Raw genomic sequence first — 14,703 nt, forward strand, 5'->3', positions numbered from 1 at the left:
CGACGGTCCGTACTCACCGCTCAGGCACGACATCGGAATCTTTTTCTCGCTCTGTTGCGGAGAGTAACCGGATCATGCACCCCTGTAGAGGGTATTCATGTTCCACAGCGGAGGGTGATGAGTCTTGAGCCGTATGCAATTTCGAGATCATTTCGCGAATCCGAGCGAGACTCACTGTGATCCAATTCAAGCGCTGCGGAGCGACTCTCATAAAGCTCTCAGGAAATATGAGCCCACGGTAATTGGATGGGAACAGCAAGACGCCCCGGAGCCGATGCGGCCCGGGGCGTAAATGCTCTAGGGGGATTGGTTCAGGCGGTAGGAGCGCCGACCCGGAGGCCGCCACGACGCTTGACTGCGCGCCGTTCATCTTCGCTCATCCCGCCCCAGACGCCGGCGTCCTGACCGGACTCGAGTGCCCACGAGAGGCATTCCTCGGTCACGGGGCACCGCCGGCACACGGCCTTGGCCTGCTCGACCTGCAGGAGCGCGGGGCCGGACGTCCCGATCGGGAAGAACAGCTCCGGGTCCTCGTCGCGGCAGATCGCATCGTGACGCCAGTCCATGGCGGCAACACTCCTTGTTTCGGATGGGGTAAATGAATCGCTACTTGTATTACCTATGCGTGCGCGCTGGCTTCCGTCGGGCGGGGGCCCGTCTGGTCGCCGGAGCGGCAGCAAGCTTTTGGTGTTGCTGGAAGCCGTTCAGCGCTTCTTGATTAGGAACGCGCGCAAGCAGCAACCGGTTACTTCTTATCGCTTGTGAATGCTTTCACGAACTCTCGCGATGTCAAGGGTAGCGGCGGAACTTTCTCCGCGCGGGTGAGCTGGCTCACGACCCCTTTGTCCGGTTCTGCCCTCAACTACCAGAGCCGGATGACGAACGCTCCCATCAATGTAGTACGGTCCGGGCCGCGTTGCCGCTCTTTTGACCGTGTTTCTGTAACGGATCGTGATCGTGTACCCGATCGTCAGCAGATCACACGTAGCGCTTCCGGAACGGACACGAAGTGCACCTTCTGTCGCTCGCCGAGGTAGTCGCCGTCCAGTTGGAACGCCTGCGGCCGGTTCGACACCACGGTGAACTCACCCTGGTCATGAAGGTGCAGCGTCTGCTTGCCCTGCGGGTCGCCCGCGCGGGTGGCCAGCTGGGCCAAAGTCCGTGTGGTGCTCGTCACCGCCAGCCGGCGTATCGCGAACACGTCGAGGCCACGGTCGAAGGACGCGCCCGGGTTCGGGTTGATCGGGCGATCGCCCAGGTAGGTCCACGGTGCGGTGTTCTGCACGATCACCGTGCCGAGGTCCATCTCGGCCGGTTCGCCCGGCCGTTCGATCGTCATGGGTGGTGTCTTGCGGTCGTCGCTCACCAGGAACTGGCCGATGATCGAGCGGAAGTAGAGCGACGGGGTGGACTTGCGGCCGCGCAGCCGGGCCTGCTCGACCCGGCGCACCACCGCCGCGTCCAGGCCGAGGCCGGCGGCGAACGTGAAGTAACGGTCGTCGGCGCGGGCCAGCCCGATCACCCGGTGCCGGCCCTCGCGCATCGCCTCGAGGATCATGCTGGTGCCGTCGACCCAGTCGCGAGGCAGCCCGAGCGCGCGGGCGAAGACGTTCGTCGATCCGCCCGGCACCACCGCGAGGGCCGGCAGCGCGTGCGCGCGTGGGCCGGAGATGCCGTCCAGCGCGGCGTGCGCGGTCATCAGCCCGTTGACCGCCTCGTTGACCGTGCCGTCACCGCCGAGGGTGACCACGACATCGACGCCGCTCTCCGCGGCGGACCGCGCCAGGGTCGCCGCGTGGCCGCGACGGGTGGTGTATTCGACGGTCAGATCGACCGCGCTGCGCAGGGCCCGGACCAGAACGTCTCGGCTGCGCTCGCTTGTGGTGGTGGCTTTCGGGTTAACCACCAGTAACGCCCGCATGGGCGGCACTGTACCCGCCGAGCGCGTTCTGAGGTGTCGGTATGGTGCGGGAGTGACCAGTGAGAAGTCCGCAGTCGCCAACCCCACATCCCTTACTGCGGCGGTGTGGCTGCTCTATCTGGAGGCGATCGGCCTGGCCGGTCTCACGGTCTACCTGATCGTCCGCGACCTGACCGCCGAGTCGTTGCAGGTCGGCGTCGCGATCTCACTGACCGTCATGACCGCGGTCGCCGCGGTCGTGGTCTTCTTCCTCGGCCGCACGCTCGTCCGCCGCGCCCGGGGCGCCCGCGGCCCGGCCATCGTCGTGCAGCTGTTCGTCATCGCGTCCGGCGGCTTCCTCGTGCAGGTCGATCCGGTCTGGCTGGGTGTGCTCCTGATGGTTTTGGGCGTGCTGACCGGGGTATTGATCGTCGTGCCGCCGAGTACGAGAGCGCTCGGCATCGATTAATCACCCTCGAACCGTTGGTCAGGGCCTACCCTGTGTAGGTGACCGGATCTACGGTGCGACCGCCTGCCTATCAGTTGCTGGCGGATGAGTTGCGGGCGGACATCACCTCGGGGCGGCTGCAGCCTGGTGAAAGGCTGCCCCCTGAACCAGAACTGTGCGTCAAGACAGGTGTCAGCCGGAGCACCGTCCGGGAGGCGTTGCGCCTGCTCGCCAGCCAACATCTGATCGTCACCACCCGGGGTGTCACCGGCGGCAGCTTCGTCTCGCACCCCGACGCGGAGCAGTTGGCCGATGGCCTGGCCACCGGCTTCACGCTGCTGACCAACTCCGACGGGGTCGGCCTGGCCGACCTGCTCGAGCTGCGCCGCGCCCTCGAGGTGCCGGCCGCCGGGCTGGCCGCGCTGCGCCGCGGCGAAGATCATCTGCTCGAGATCCGCAGTTCGCTCTTCGATCCGGCGCTGGACGACCTCGACACCATGCTCGCCGCCCACGCGGCCTTCCACATGGCGGTCGCCAAGGCCACCGGCAACCCGCTGTTCGAGCTGGTGGTGCGCCCGCTCTACCACGCTTCGTACGGTGAAGAGGTCACCGGCCACCTGCCGGAAGAATATTGGCAGCAGATCGACGCCGATCACCGGCAGCTGCTGTCCGGTCTGGTCAACCGTGACGCCGAGGCCGCACGCCACAGCGCGACCGAGCACCTCGACTACATCGTGCGGGCGACCCTGGACCTGGAAGTCACGCCTCAGGCGGTCACGCCTCAGTTCGGCGGGTGAGGAGCCGGATTGTCGCGTGCTTGCCGCTCGCTTCGGCCGACGCCGAGGTGGTCAGTGCGGTCAGCACCTTCCACGCGAAGGACGACTCGGCCGGCAGCTTGGCGCCGCGCACCGTCGTCACGCTCACCTCGACGGTCAGCGCGTCGTCGGTCACCGCGAACCGGCACTCCAGCTCGGCGCCGCGAGTCGCGATCGCGAGCAGCATCGCGCACGCCTCGTCGACGGCGATGCGCAGGTCCTCGATCTCGTCCAGCGCGAAGTGCAGCCGGGCCGCGAGGCCGGCCGTCGCCGTTCGGAGCACTCCCAGGTAACCGCCGTCGGCGGGCACCGTGAGCAGAACGACGTCGTCGCCGAGCGCTTGATCCGGATGCGTCAGAGTCACGGTAGCCATCCTTCCAACGGAGGACAGCCTATCTGTTCACTGGGGTAACCGAAGAGGCCCGTTCGGCGAGCCGGGCCAGGGCCGCCCCGGACAACCGGTAGGGAAGCCAATCCGCGGTGACCTCGGCGCCGATCGCAGCGTAGAACTCGGCCGCCGGATTCCAGTCGAGCATCACCCATTCGAGGCGGTGGTAGCCGCGGCGGACGCAGATGTCGGCCAGCGCGGTCAGCAGGGCGCCGCCGGCCCCGGTGCCGCGGGCCGCCGGGCGGACGTAGAGGTCTTCCAGGTGGATGCCGCTGGTGCCGGTCCAGGTGGAGAATTTGAGGAACCAGAGTGCGAACCCGACCGGCTGATCGGCAGCGTCCACCGCGACGTGCCCGAAGACCGTGGGCTCGGTGAACAGCACCTGGGTGAGCTGGTCGGTGGTGAGGTGACACTGGTCGGCCGCACGTTCAAAATCGGCCAGCTCGTGCACCATCGCAACGACGGCCGGCACGTCCGATGGACGTACCGGCCGCACAGTGGCTGCGAAGCTCACGCCTGCTTGGTCTCCCAGAAGATCTTGGAGATCTCCTCGATCTTGGCGAGAAGCTGGTCGGCCACGGCCGGGTCGACCGAGCCCTTGGCGCCGGACGCGCCGGCGAGCTTGGTGGCCTCGTTGAAGAGCTGGTGCAGGTTCGGGTACTTCTCGAAGTGCGGAGCCTTGAAGTAGTCCGTCCACAGCACCCACAGGTGGTGCTTGACCAGCTCGGCCCGCTGCTCCTTGATGAGGATGGCGCGAGTGCGGAACTCGGGGTCGGTGTTCGCCTGGTACTTCTCGGCGATCGCCTTGACCGACTCCGCCTCGATCCGGGCCTGCGCCGGGTCGTAGACGCCGCAGGGCAGGTCGCAATGGGCGCTTACCACGATCCGCGGAGTGAAGAAACGCGGAAGTCGCATGAGGACTCCTCCATACGGTTTGCGATGATCCGCAGTTGACACTACCCCTTACATCCCGGCCCTAACGCCCGCGGAGTCTGATGCCATGAGATGGCAATTACCACTGTTCGCGGTCTTGGTGAACGGACCGTCGATGGTGCCCGCTCTGCGCTCCGGCGATGCGTTGCTGGTGCGCCGCGGGGGACGGGTGCGGCCCGGGGCTGTCGTGGTCGCCCGTTTCCGCAGCCGGCCCGACCTCCTGGTGGTCAAGCGGGCGGTCCGCGAGCAGGACGGCGGCTGGTGGATCGAGGGTGACAACCAGCTCATCGAGGACGACTCACGCCGGTACGGGGTGGCAGATGTCATCGGGAGAGTTGTCATTCGTTACTACCCCAGGCCAGGTTGGCTGGGTTAAGGTCGAGAAATCGCAGCGCACACCCGCGCAGCGGTTGCTATCTCGGGTGATCCCCGCATCGCACCGCCACTCGGCGCCCATTCGCGACCGAGGATCGAGCTGGTGCACCGTGTCAACGTCGATGCCGTGGAGTCACCATGTCTTTCTTCAGCTTTGAACTCGACCCTGCCCTGGCCGCCGATCCCGTCTTCGACCTGCACCGCCAGGGCAAGATGTCGATCAGCCCGACCGTCTCGCTGGCCAGCCGCGACGACCTGTCCCTCGCCTACACCCCCGGCGTCGCCCGGGTCTGCGAGGCCATCGCCGACGATCCCGAGCTCTACCCCGACTACACCTGGACGGCCAACACGGTCGCGGTCGTCACCGACGGCTCGGCGGTGCTGGGCCTCGGCAACATCGGCCCGAAGGCCGCTATGCCGGTCATGGAGGGCAAGTCGATCCTGTTCAAGCAGTTCGGCGGGGTCGACTCGATCCCGATCTGCCTGGACACCCAGGACGTCGAGGGCATCATCGCGGCGGTGAAGGCGATCGCGCCGTCGTTCGGCGGGATCAACCTCGAGGACATCAGCGCCCCGCGCTGCTTCGAGATCGAGCAGCGGCTCGACGCCGAGCTCGACATCCCGGTCTTCCACGACGACCAGCACGGCACCGCGGTGGTCACCACCGCCGCCCTGCGCAACGCGGCCAAGCTGCTCGGTCGCCAGTTCGCCGACCTGCGCATCGTGATCAGCGGCGCCGGCGCGGCCGGCGTGGCGATCACCAAGATGCTGATCGCGGCGGGCGTCGAGGGCGCCAACGTGATCGTCTGCGACTCGCGCGGCATCATCCACGCCGACCGCGAAGGCCTGAACGCGACGAAGGCCGAACTGGCCGCCACCACCAACTTCTCCGGCCGCAGCGGCGGCATCGCCGAGGCCCTGATCGGCGCAGACGTGCTGATCGGCGTCTCCGGCGGCGCCATCGAGGAGAGCGCGCTGGCCGGCATGGCCCCGGGCGGCATCATCTTCGCCCTGGCCAACCCGACCCCCGAGGTCCACCCGACGGTCGCCCACAAGTACGCCGCGGTCGTCGCCACCGGCCGCAGCGACTTCCCCAACCAGATCAACAACGTGCTGGCCTTCCCCGGCATCTTCCGCGGCGCGCTCGACTCCCGAGCCACCACGATCACCGAAGCCATGAAGGTCGCCGCCGCCGACGCCATCGCCGAAATCGTCGCGGACGACCTCCGCGCCGACGCGATCGTCCCGTCCCCCCTGGACCCGCGCGTCGCTCCCGCAGTCGCCGCCGCGGTGTCCGCCGCCGCCTCCCGCGACGGCGTCGCCCGCCGCCAGGTCGCCCCAGCCGCCACGGCCCCGGCCACGCTGCCGGCCGTCTGACCCGAACGACAAAGCCCGGCCCATCTCCCTCTTCCGGGGACGGGCCGGGCTTTTCCACACCCAAATCCCCAAGATCAACAACATCGCCGAGTACGCCGCGGATCCCTCCGTCCCGATCGTGGCCGCCCCGCCAAGCAGCGCGGCCATCCGGCACCCGGGCCACAGCGCGCCTTTCGCGCGAGGCGAGCCCCACCCCTCAGCCGAGCCCGGCTGGCCTCGGGTTCGCTGCGGGGCGGCCGGGTGGGTGCGTTTCGGGTTCGCGGCTGTGTTTTGGGGGGCGCTGGGTCTTCGCCATCCGCTCCGCCCGGCGGCGGGGCGGGGAGGGTGAGTGGCTGCGGCCCGGCCGGGGCGGCGGGTGGGGGGTGTTGCGGTTGTGGGCGGGCTACCCGCGTACTTGCGGAGGGTGGTTTGCGGGTTTTGCGGTTTGGTGGGGAAGTGGAGAGGTTGCCGCTGTGGCTGCGCTTATAGGGTTCAACGATGCGTGCTGCTTTTGCTGCTGGGGCCTCGCCTGATCGGCCGCTCAGCGTGCTCACTGTGGGTGAGGCGCCGGAGCCGGAGCTGCTGGACGGGTGGGTGAGTGTTGAGGTTCGGGCGGCCTCGCTCAACCACCATGACCTGTGGTCTTTGCGTGGGGTTGGGCTTCCGGGGGATCGGCTGCCGATGATTCTTGGGTGTGACGCCGCGGGGGTGACTCCGGAGGGTGACGAAGTTGTCATCTATCCGGTGGTGGCTGATGCGGGGGATCCGCGCGGGATGTCGCTGTTGTCGGAGCGGTTTCCGGGGACGCTGGCCGAGCGGGTCGGGGTTCCGCGGGATAATTTGATTCCCAAGCTGGCTGGGCTCTCCTTTCTTGACGCGGCCTGTCTGCCGACCGCCTGGCTCACCGCCTTTCACATGCTGACCACTCGCGGGCGGGTTGATTCCGGCTCTTCGGTGCTGGTGCAGGGGGCCGGCGGCGGGGTGGCGACGGCGGCGGTCGTGCTTGCGGTGGCGATGGGCAAGCGGGTGTATGCGACCAGCCGTGACCCGGGCAAGCGGGCGAGGATCGAGGCGCTCGGGGCGGTGGCGGTGGAGCCGGGTGGGCGGCTGCCGGAGCGGGTCGACGTGGTGATCGAGTCGGTGGGGGAGCCGACGATGGCGCATTCGATGAAGTGTTCGGCGCCGGGTGCGCGGATCGTCGTTTGTGGCGCCACCGGTGGGCATCTCGCGACCGTTGACCTGCGGCGATTGTTCGCGATGCGGCTCGAGCTGCTGGGCAGCACGATGGGGACGCTGCCGGAGCTGGCCGAGCTGATGGACTTCTGTGTCGAGAAGGGCATTCGGCCGGAGATCGATGCGACGTTCGGGTTCAGCGCGGTGGCGGATGCTTTCGCGCGCCTGGAAGCGGGAGACGTGTTCGGGAAGGTCGCGATCGACTTCCTGCACTGAGGCCGGTCAGGCGGTGGGGTCGAGCCGGCTCTCGAAGGTGGCCAAACCGCCTCGGGTGGCGTCGGATTTCAGGCGCGACCTGGCGGCCTCGTCGCCGTAGAGGCTCCAGCGCCAGAAGTCGGTGCTCGTCGCCGCGATCACCGGAAGCTCGGTGTCGGAGGCGACGTGATTGCCCCGGGTCACCGTCAGGAAAGCCTTTGGCCAGGTCAGGGCGTTGTATACGGCGCGGCCGTCGACGTAGGCGACGGTGTCGTCCCGCTTGCCGTGCACGAACAGGATCGGTGTCGCGGCGCCCTCCAGCGGTGTCGTGATCAGCTGCCGGCCGGCCAGCACCACGGCCGCGCGCAGCCGGGCGTCGCGCGTGCCGGTGAACATGCCCAGCGTCGTCACCCCACCCGCGGAATGCCCGGCCGCGGCGATCCGATCGGCGTCAATCGTGTTGCCGAGTCGCTTCACCACTTCGGTGATCACGTAGCTGGCATCGGCCGGCTGGTTGAGCACGTCGAGCTCGTTGAAGTCGCGGACGCCGCCGGCGGTGTGCGGGTAGGCCGGCGCGGCTACGACGAAGCCGGCCTTTGCCCACGTGGTGATCAGGTCGGCGTATTCGCTGGGTGTGGCGGTCAAGCCGTGGCTGAAAAGGATCAGGGGGAACGGGCCGCCGGTGGTCGGGCGCCAGATTGTCGTCGGCAGGGCGCGGGTGCCGCGGCTCAGGCTCAGCTTCGTCGTCTCGACCTTGAAGGTGCCGGTCGGCGCCTTCTTTACGGCGGGGGCGCTGCTCGGCTTTCCTTCGGCGGGCTGTGCGGCGGGCTGTGCGGCGGGTGACTGTGTCGTCGAGCAGGCGGCGGCCGCCGCGGTCGCGCCGGTCACGACCATGGCCTTGAGCATTGTTCGCCGATGCATCCGGCCCATTGTGCCGCCGCGACCTGTGAAGTCGTTGGGTCAGCCGCGCGCGGTCGGGCCGACCATGTGCGGCAGGCGCCGGTGGGCGGACTCGTCGCCGGTCAGGGTCCAGCGCAGGAAGTCGGTCACGGTGGACAGCATGGTCGGGTAGCCGAGGTCGCCCGGCTGCAGATAGGTGGAGTGCGAATTGCGGCGCAGCAGCACGTACGCCTTGGGCCACGGCACCCGCATCCACACCGCGTAACTGACCGTGCGCGGCACCACCGGATCGGCCGTGCCCTGCAGGAACAGCATCTTCGCCGGCGGTCCGCCGAACGCGCCCGGCGCCGCCCACCCGGCCATCACCACGCCGGCCCGCAAGCGCGGATCGTGCCCGGCGGTGAACAGCCCGGTCGTGGTGTAGCCGCCGGCCGAGTGACCGACCGCCGCGATGTGCTCGGTGTCGATCCGGCGCCACAGCGGGTCACGCTCGGTGTAGTTGAGCCGCAGCACCCGGGACAGCACGTAGCGGGCGTCGTCCGGCTGATGCACGATGTCGGCCCGCCGGAAGCGACGGGCGAATTCGCTGGTGTACGGGTAGGTCGGCGCCGCAACGACGAATCCGGCCGCGGCGAACCGGGCCAGGACCGGGGCGTACCGCTCGGGCGAGCCGGACAGCCCGTGGCTGAACAGCACGAGCGGGAAGTGACCGGCGGCGGGTGCCAGGCCGGTTCGTGCCACTGATTCGACCCTCGCTCTGAGCGCGGCTCTTCCCGACGTGGACTCCGCCCTCCCGGCTGCCGGGAAGAGGCCGTTGCCGGGGATCGGGTTGTGGCCGGTGACCAGATCGGACCGATCGGGATCAGTGGCCGGGTAGAAGATCAGCGTCGGGAGTGGCCGGCCCGGCCCTCGGCGCAGGTCCAGGCTACGAACGCCGACCGGATACGTCGGGTAATCCGGGATCGGTGGGCCGGCCAGCTCGGGCGGCGCCGGGAGAGCCGACCGCGGTTCGGGCGCCGGGCCGGAGCAGCCGCCCACCGCTAACGCCACCGCAAGAGCTACCGCTGCACCCGCCAGCCGCCGCGTCCCCATGATCCGAAGTTACGGCGCAACTCGCCCACGAAGGGGTGAAATCCCCAGAGCGGGTGTATTTCTCCTGCTAAGCGACATGACCACGGGATCGGGTAGTCGGCCCGCGAGCATCTTTTCGCTATGGTCTTGCGCATGTCTGACAACAGCGTGGACCCGAGCGGCAACACCGAAGCGTTCCGGGCCTTCCAGGCTGCCCCACCGGAGCAGCCCACCCCCGCAGCCTCCAAGACCCCGCTGATCATCATCGGCGCGGTCGTCGCCGTCGTGCTCATCGGCCTCGTCGTGTGGTTGGCTTCCTAAGCTAGCCCCAGCGCGGTGCGGGCCTGGTTGGCGATCTCCAGCTCTTCCTCCGTCGCGACGACCAGGACCTTCGTCCGGCTGCCGTCGGTGGAGATGATCTCGTCGCCGGCCTCGTTGCGGGCCGGGTCGATCTCGATGCCCAGCGGCTCCAGGCCGGAGAGCGAACCGCTCCGCACCGTCGGCGAGTGCTCGCCGACGCCGGCCGTGAACGTGATGGCATCGACCCGGCCGAGCACCGCGAGGTAGGCGCCGACGCACTCGCGCAGGCGTCGCAGGTAGACCGCGAAGGCCCGAGTCGCAACCGGGTCGCCGGCCTCCACGCGGTCCTCGACGACGCGCATGTCGTTGTCACCGCACAGGCCGAGCAGGCCGCCGTGCCGGGTCAGCGAGCTCTCGATCTCGTCGATCGACAGGCCGGCCACCCGGTGCAGGTGGAAGATCACGGTCGGGTCGATGGCGCCGCTGCGGGTGCCCATCACGAGGCCGTCCAGCGGCGACAGACCCATCGACGTCGCCACGCTGCGGCCGCCCCGCACGGCCGTGGCGCTCGCGCCGTTGCCGAGGTGCAGGGTGATCACGTTGGTGTCTTCCAGCGGCTTGCCGAGGATCTCGGCGGTGCGGCGGGCCACGTACGCGTGTGAGGTGCCGTGGAATCCATAGCGCCGGATCTGCCACTTGGCCGCCAGCTCGGCGTCGATCGCCCAGGTGACACCCTCCGGTGGGATGGTCGCGTGGAACGCGGTGTCGAAGACCGCCACCTGGGGCACGTCGGGCAGCAACTTGCGGGCCACCTCGAGGCCGGTGACCGCGGCCGGGTTGTGCAGCGGCGCCAGCGGGGTCAGCGAATCGATGCGGGCCACCACGCCGTCGTCGACGACGGTCGGCTCGGTGAAGTCGGAACCGCCGTGCACGACCCGGTGCCCGACCGCGGCCAGGCCCTCCACGTCGGTCTCCGACATGATCTTCTGCAGCGCCTCCCGGTGATCGGCCGCGTCGCCGCCGGACTCGCCGATGCGCTCGATCAGCCCTTTCGCCAGCGTCCGGGTGCCGTCGAAGAGCCGGTATTTCACCGACGAGGAACCGCTGTTGAGAACCAAGACCCTGGTCATCGCGCTGCCGCCTGAATCGCCGTGATCGCCACTGTGTTGACGATGTCCTTGACCGTCGCGCCGCGGGACAGGTCGTTGACCGGCCGTCGCAGCCCCTGCATGACCGGCCCGACGGCGACCGCGTGGGCCGACCGCTGAACCGCTTTGTAGGTGTTGTTCCCAGTATTCAGGTCGGGGAACACGAAGACCGTCGCCTTGCCCGCGACCGTGCTGTCCGGCAACTTGGTGGCCGCGACCGCGGGGTCGACGGCCGCGTCGTACTGGATCGGGCCCTCGACCGGCAGATCGGGGCGGCGCTCGCGGACCAGCGCGGTGGCCGCCGCGACCTTCTCCACGTCGGCGCCGAAGCCGGAGCTGCCGGTCGAATAGGAGAGCATCGCGACCCGCGGCTCGATGCCGAACGCGGCGGCGGTGTCGGCCGAGGAGAGCGCGATGTCGGCCAGCTGGGCCGCGTCGGGGTCGGGGTTGACCGCGCAGTCGCCGTAGACCAGGACCCGGTCGGCCAGCAGCATGAAGAACACACTGGAGGCCACCGACAGCCCCGGCACGGTGCGGATGATCTCGAAGGCCGGGCGGATGGTGGCAGCCGTGGTGTGGTTGGCGCCGGAGACCATGCCGTCGGCGTAACCCTGCTCGACCATCAGCGTGCCGAAGTAGTTGACGTCACGAACCACGTCGTATGCCAGGTCGAGCGTCACGCCCTTCTTCTTGCGCAGCTCGGCGTAGCGCGACGCGAAGTGGTCGCGCCACTCGCTGCTCTCGGGGTCGACCAGGTTGGCGCCGCCGATCGAGACGCCGAGCTCGCGGGCCCGGCGGGTGATCTCGGCACGGTCGCCCAGCAGGGTGAGGTCGGCGACGCCGCGGCGCAGCAGCGTCTCGGTGGCGCGCAGGATGCGCTCATCGGTGCCCTCGGGGAGAACGAGGTGCCGCCGCTCGGTGCGGGCCTTGTCGATCAGGTCATTTTCGAACATCAGCGGCGTCACCCGCGAGGACCGGGCCACGTCGAGGATCCGGGCCAGCTCGGCGGTGTCGACGTTTTCCTCGAACGCGCCCAGCGCGGCCTCGACCTTGCGCGGGGTGCCGGTGCTGAGCCGGGCCTCGATGTGCGCGGCCGAATAGATCGTGTGATAGCTGTCGGCCTGCACCACCAGCATCGCGAGCCCCGTGTTCAGCTTTTCGATCACCGCGACCGCACGCGGGTCGGGGGACTCGCCGAGCGTCAGCACCAGGCCGGACAGCGTGACGTTGCCGGCCGCGTGCGCGGCGCTCGCGGCCACCAGCAGGTCGGCCCGGTCGCCCGGGGTGATCAGCAGCGCCCCGTCGGTCAGGTGGTCGAGCAGCGCCGGAACGTGGGCGGCGCCGACCACGAAGTCGAGCACGTCGCGGTCGAGGGCGCTCTCCGAGCCGCTGACCACGGTGGCGTCGAGCGCGGCGGCCACCTCGGCGACGGTCGGCGCGGCGACCGCCTGGACCTCGGGAATCGACCACATCGGGACGGGCAGGCCGGCGGCCGGCTGCCGCGGCACGCCGGGCGGAACCCGGTTGGCGATCACGGCCAGCACGGTGGCGTCGAGGTCGACGAGCGCGTGGTACGCGCTGCGGGCGGCGGCGCCGATCGACTCCTCGGTGCGCCCCTCGCCGCTGACCACCGGAATCACGACACTGCCGAACTCGGTCGCCAGCCGGGCATTGAAGCCGAGCTCGCGGGGCATCTCCTCGCCCCCGGTCGCGGGGCCGCCGGCGAAGTCGCTGCCGATCACCACGACCGAGGCGCAGCGCCGCTCCACCTCGCGGTAACGCTCGACGATCCGGGCGATCATCTCTTCCCACTTGCCGTCGGCCACCAACTGGCCGGCCTCGGCCGCGGTGACGCCGAACGAGTCGGCATAGGGGGCCATCACCGGGTAGCGCTCGGTGAGCAGGGTCAACAACGGATCTTCGCCGGGACCGGACAGCAACGGGCGGAACACCCCGATGCGGGCGACCTGGCGGGAGAGCAGCTCGACCAAGCCGAGCGCAACGGTGCTCTTGCCGACGCCAGGGCCAAGCCCGGCCACATAAACGCTTCGTGCCACGCCTTCAAGCTACCGGCGAAGAGGCAAACCCCGCCGGGTCAAAAGTCCTCTTGTGGATGAACACTTGACTAGTGCACACTAGTCGCTCGTCACCTCTTATCCACAGGTCCAAACTCTGGCACTTGTGGGGTCGGCCGGCTCCGTTACGGTCGGCCGCAATCACACACACGGAGGCCCGGTGAGCAATCAATTCGAAGAACGACTCTCGGCCATGGAGCGGCGCGTGGCGCTCGAGGCTGAGCTGCGCGCCAAGGTCGACAAAGACCTTTCAGATCTGGAGAGCGGTCAGCGAGGGCTGACGAGACTGATCGAGGCGGTTCGCGGCACTCAGGTGGAGCAAGGAGCGTTGCTGAACCTCCACACCACCAATCTGAACCTGAACAGCGCGTTACTGACTGATCTCAATCGTCTGGTCGTGGAACAGCAGCAGACCCTCAGCCTGCACTCCGTGCAGCTGGAGCAGCTGGACACGAAGGTCTTCGGAATGGACGCGAAGGTTTCCGGGCTGGACGCGAAGGTTTCCGGGCTGGACGCGAAAGTCTCCGGGCTGGACGCGAAAGTCTCCGGGCTGGAATCGAAGCTGGATCGGGTGCTCGAGCTGTTGGAGCCGCCGCCAGCACCTGCGCCCGCCAACTGATCGAGCGCTACAAGACATGCCGCAGGAAGGACTCCGGGGCCGTGAGAAATAGCTTCCAGCGGTTGGTCAGCTCCAGGTCTTCCCACCCTGTGCGGCGGATGCCGTGTTCGCCCAGTTCGAGGATGGTGGCGCCGGGCAGGGCGGTCAGCAGTGGGGAGTGGGTGGCGACCAGGACCTGGGCGCCGGCCAGGCGCAGGGTGTCCAGGTGGGCGACCAGGCGCAGGGTCGAGGTGAACGAGAGCGGGGCCTCCGGCTCGTCCATCAGATAGAAGCCGTAACCGCGGAACTTGCGCTCCAGCATCGTCAGGAAGCCCTCGCCGTGGCTGCGGTCGTGCAGGTCACGGTCGGGGGAGCAGGGGAGGTCCTCGAGGTAGGTGTAGAGGCCGTGCATGGTTTCGGCCCGCAGGAAGTACGAGTTGACCTGCTTGCCGGGGGTGCGGATCACCCGCAGGACGTCGGCCAGCGGCGACTCGGTGACCCGGGTCGAGTGCATCGCGCCGCGTGAGCCGCCCTCCGGGTTCAGCCCGTGCACGCCGGCCAGGGCCTCGACCAGCGTCGACTTGCCCGAGCCGTTCTCGCCGACCAGGAAGGTGACTCCGGCCGGCAGGTTCAGGCCGTGCTCGAGGACCGCCGCGACCGCCGGGATCTTTGCCCACCAGGCGTTTCGCTCGAACGTAGCGCCCGGTGCGAGCTCGATCCGGCGGATCGGGGGCGGCGAGCTACTCCTCGTCATCCTCGTCGTTGCGGGCCAGCCAGGTGGCGAACCGCTCGATCGGGGTCTCGAACTCGGGGTTCATGTCGACGAACGTGCGCAGCTGCTCGCCGAGCCATTCGAGTGTGACGGACTCCTCGCCGCGCCGCTCGACCAGCTCTTCGATGCCCCGGTCGGTGAAGTACACAGATCCTCCATGGAAAAAGGGGCCGCCCGGAGGCGGCCCCTTTTTATA

At 68.8% G+C, this 14,703-nt stretch carries 18 protein-coding genes; 7 read left to right on the forward strand and 11 right to left on the reverse strand.

The window, feature by feature from the left end:
* Positions 1 to 311: 311 nt before the first annotated feature.
* Together AB0E90_RS12330 and AB0E90_RS12335 are read right to left on the reverse strand one after the other, a co-directional pair.
* Positions 312 to 566: a WhiB family transcriptional regulator gene (locus AB0E90_RS12330; protein WP_093619131.1), complete on the reverse strand. Its 255-nt coding sequence runs from the start codon at positions 564 to 566 to the stop codon at positions 312 to 314.
* A gap of 404 nt (positions 567 to 970) precedes the next feature.
* Positions 971 to 1,921, reverse strand: a complete 951-nt coding sequence (locus AB0E90_RS12335; protein ID WP_360403120.1) for a diacylglycerol kinase family protein — start codon at positions 1,919 to 1,921, stop codon at positions 971 to 973.
* 52 nt (positions 1,922 to 1,973) lie between these two features.
* On the opposite strand from AB0E90_RS12335, the gene AB0E90_RS12340 reads away from it, so the two are divergent.
* Complete coding sequence (locus tag AB0E90_RS12340; RefSeq protein ID WP_360403122.1) at positions 1,974 to 2,369, forward strand: hypothetical protein; 396 nt, start codon at positions 1,974 to 1,976, stop codon at positions 2,367 to 2,369.
* Between the two features lie 38 nt (positions 2,370 to 2,407).
* Positions 2,408 to 3,145, forward strand: a complete 738-nt coding sequence (locus AB0E90_RS12345) for a FadR/GntR family transcriptional regulator (protein ID WP_360403124.1) — start codon at positions 2,408 to 2,410, stop codon at positions 3,143 to 3,145.
* On the opposite strand, the gene AB0E90_RS12350 is transcribed toward AB0E90_RS12345, so the two are convergent.
* The 3 genes from AB0E90_RS12350 to sodN are packed head-to-tail and all read right to left on the reverse strand — an operon-like array spanning position 3,123 to position 4,466.
* Positions 3,123 to 3,536: an ATP-binding protein gene (locus tag AB0E90_RS12350; RefSeq protein WP_360403126.1), complete on the reverse strand. Its 414-nt coding sequence runs from the start codon at positions 3,534 to 3,536 to the stop codon at positions 3,123 to 3,125. The genes AB0E90_RS12345 and AB0E90_RS12350 overlap by 23 nt on opposite strands.
* Positions 3,537 to 3,555: 19 nt before the next feature.
* Entirely contained in the window at positions 3,556 to 4,005 is a 450-nt protein-coding gene (locus tag AB0E90_RS12355; protein WP_360403350.1) for a GNAT family N-acetyltransferase, read from the reverse strand.
* A 56-nt stretch (positions 4,006 to 4,061) separates the two neighbouring features.
* A complete protein-coding gene (sodN, locus tag AB0E90_RS12360) occupies positions 4,062 to 4,466 on the reverse strand; it encodes a superoxide dismutase, Ni (RefSeq protein ID WP_360403128.1) in 405 nt (134 codons plus the stop codon).
* A gap of 85 nt (positions 4,467 to 4,551) precedes the next feature.
* Here sodN and AB0E90_RS12365 point away from each other — a divergent pair, with 85 nt between their 5' ends.
* The 3 genes from AB0E90_RS12365 to AB0E90_RS12375 all read left to right on the forward strand — a co-directional run bounded on the left by AB0E90_RS12365 (position 4,552) and on the right by AB0E90_RS12375 (position 7,664).
* Complete coding sequence (locus AB0E90_RS12365) at positions 4,552 to 4,860, forward strand: S24 family peptidase (RefSeq protein ID WP_360403130.1); 309 nt, start codon at positions 4,552 to 4,554, stop codon at positions 4,858 to 4,860.
* A 137-nt stretch (positions 4,861 to 4,997) separates the two neighbouring features.
* Positions 4,998 to 6,236: an NADP-dependent malic enzyme gene (locus AB0E90_RS12370; RefSeq protein ID WP_360403132.1), complete on the forward strand. Its 1,239-nt coding sequence runs from the start codon at positions 4,998 to 5,000 to the stop codon at positions 6,234 to 6,236.
* A gap of 477 nt (positions 6,237 to 6,713) precedes the next feature.
* Complete coding sequence (locus tag AB0E90_RS12375) at positions 6,714 to 7,664, forward strand: zinc-binding dehydrogenase (protein ID WP_360403134.1); 951 nt, start codon at positions 6,714 to 6,716, stop codon at positions 7,662 to 7,664.
* 6 nt (positions 7,665 to 7,670) lie between these two features.
* Here the strand turns inward: AB0E90_RS12375 and AB0E90_RS12380 are convergent, their stop codons facing one another.
* Positions 7,671 to 8,564: a prolyl oligopeptidase family serine peptidase gene (locus AB0E90_RS12380; protein WP_360403136.1), complete on the reverse strand. Its 894-nt coding sequence runs from the start codon at positions 8,562 to 8,564 to the stop codon at positions 7,671 to 7,673.
* 39 nt (positions 8,565 to 8,603) lie between these two features.
* Positions 8,604 to 9,635 (reverse strand): alpha/beta hydrolase, encoded by a 1,032-nt coding sequence (locus tag AB0E90_RS12385; RefSeq protein WP_360403138.1) that lies wholly within the window; start codon positions 9,633 to 9,635, stop codon positions 8,604 to 8,606.
* A gap of 132 nt (positions 9,636 to 9,767) precedes the next feature.
* Here AB0E90_RS12385 and AB0E90_RS12390 point away from each other — a divergent pair, with 132 nt between their 5' ends.
* On the forward strand, positions 9,768 to 9,935 hold the full coding sequence (locus tag AB0E90_RS12390) for a hypothetical protein (protein WP_360403140.1): 168 nt from the start codon (positions 9,768 to 9,770) through the stop codon (positions 9,933 to 9,935).
* Here the strand turns inward: AB0E90_RS12390 and AB0E90_RS12395 are convergent.
* Together AB0E90_RS12395 and pta are read right to left on the reverse strand one after the other, a co-directional pair.
* Positions 9,932 to 11,044, reverse strand: a complete 1,113-nt coding sequence (locus tag AB0E90_RS12395; protein ID WP_360403142.1) for an acetate kinase — start codon at positions 11,042 to 11,044, stop codon at positions 9,932 to 9,934. The genes AB0E90_RS12390 and AB0E90_RS12395 overlap by 4 nt on opposite strands.
* The gene (gene pta / locus AB0E90_RS12400) at positions 11,041 to 13,119 is read right to left on the reverse strand and encodes a phosphate acetyltransferase (protein ID WP_360403144.1); all 2,079 of its coding nucleotides are present in this window, start codon (positions 13,117 to 13,119) and stop codon (positions 11,041 to 11,043) included. Before pta ends, AB0E90_RS12395 begins: the two co-directional genes overlap by 4 nt.
* 178 nt (positions 13,120 to 13,297) lie before the next feature.
* Between pta and AB0E90_RS12405 the strand changes: the two genes are divergently transcribed.
* A complete protein-coding gene (locus tag AB0E90_RS12405) occupies positions 13,298 to 13,756 on the forward strand; it encodes a hypothetical protein (protein ID WP_360403146.1) in 459 nt (152 codons plus the stop codon).
* Positions 13,757 to 13,763: 7 nt separating this feature from the next.
* Here AB0E90_RS12405 and AB0E90_RS12410 read toward each other — a convergent pair whose 3' ends face one another.
* Together AB0E90_RS12410 and AB0E90_RS12415 are read right to left on the reverse strand one after the other, a co-directional pair.
* Positions 13,764 to 14,489, reverse strand: coding sequence for an AAA family ATPase (locus AB0E90_RS12410; protein ID WP_360403148.1), 726 nt, complete (start codon positions 14,487 to 14,489; stop codon positions 13,764 to 13,766).
* Positions 14,476 to 14,655, reverse strand: coding sequence for a DUF6104 family protein (locus AB0E90_RS12415; RefSeq protein WP_360403150.1), 180 nt, complete (start codon positions 14,653 to 14,655; stop codon positions 14,476 to 14,478). Before AB0E90_RS12415 ends, AB0E90_RS12410 begins: the two co-directional genes overlap by 14 nt.
* Between the last annotated feature and the right edge of the window lie 48 nt (positions 14,656 to 14,703).

It is taken from the genome of Actinoplanes sp. NPDC026619 (assembly GCF_040638295.1).
Classification (GTDB): Bacteria; Actinomycetota; Actinomycetes; order Mycobacteriales; family Micromonosporaceae; genus Actinoplanes.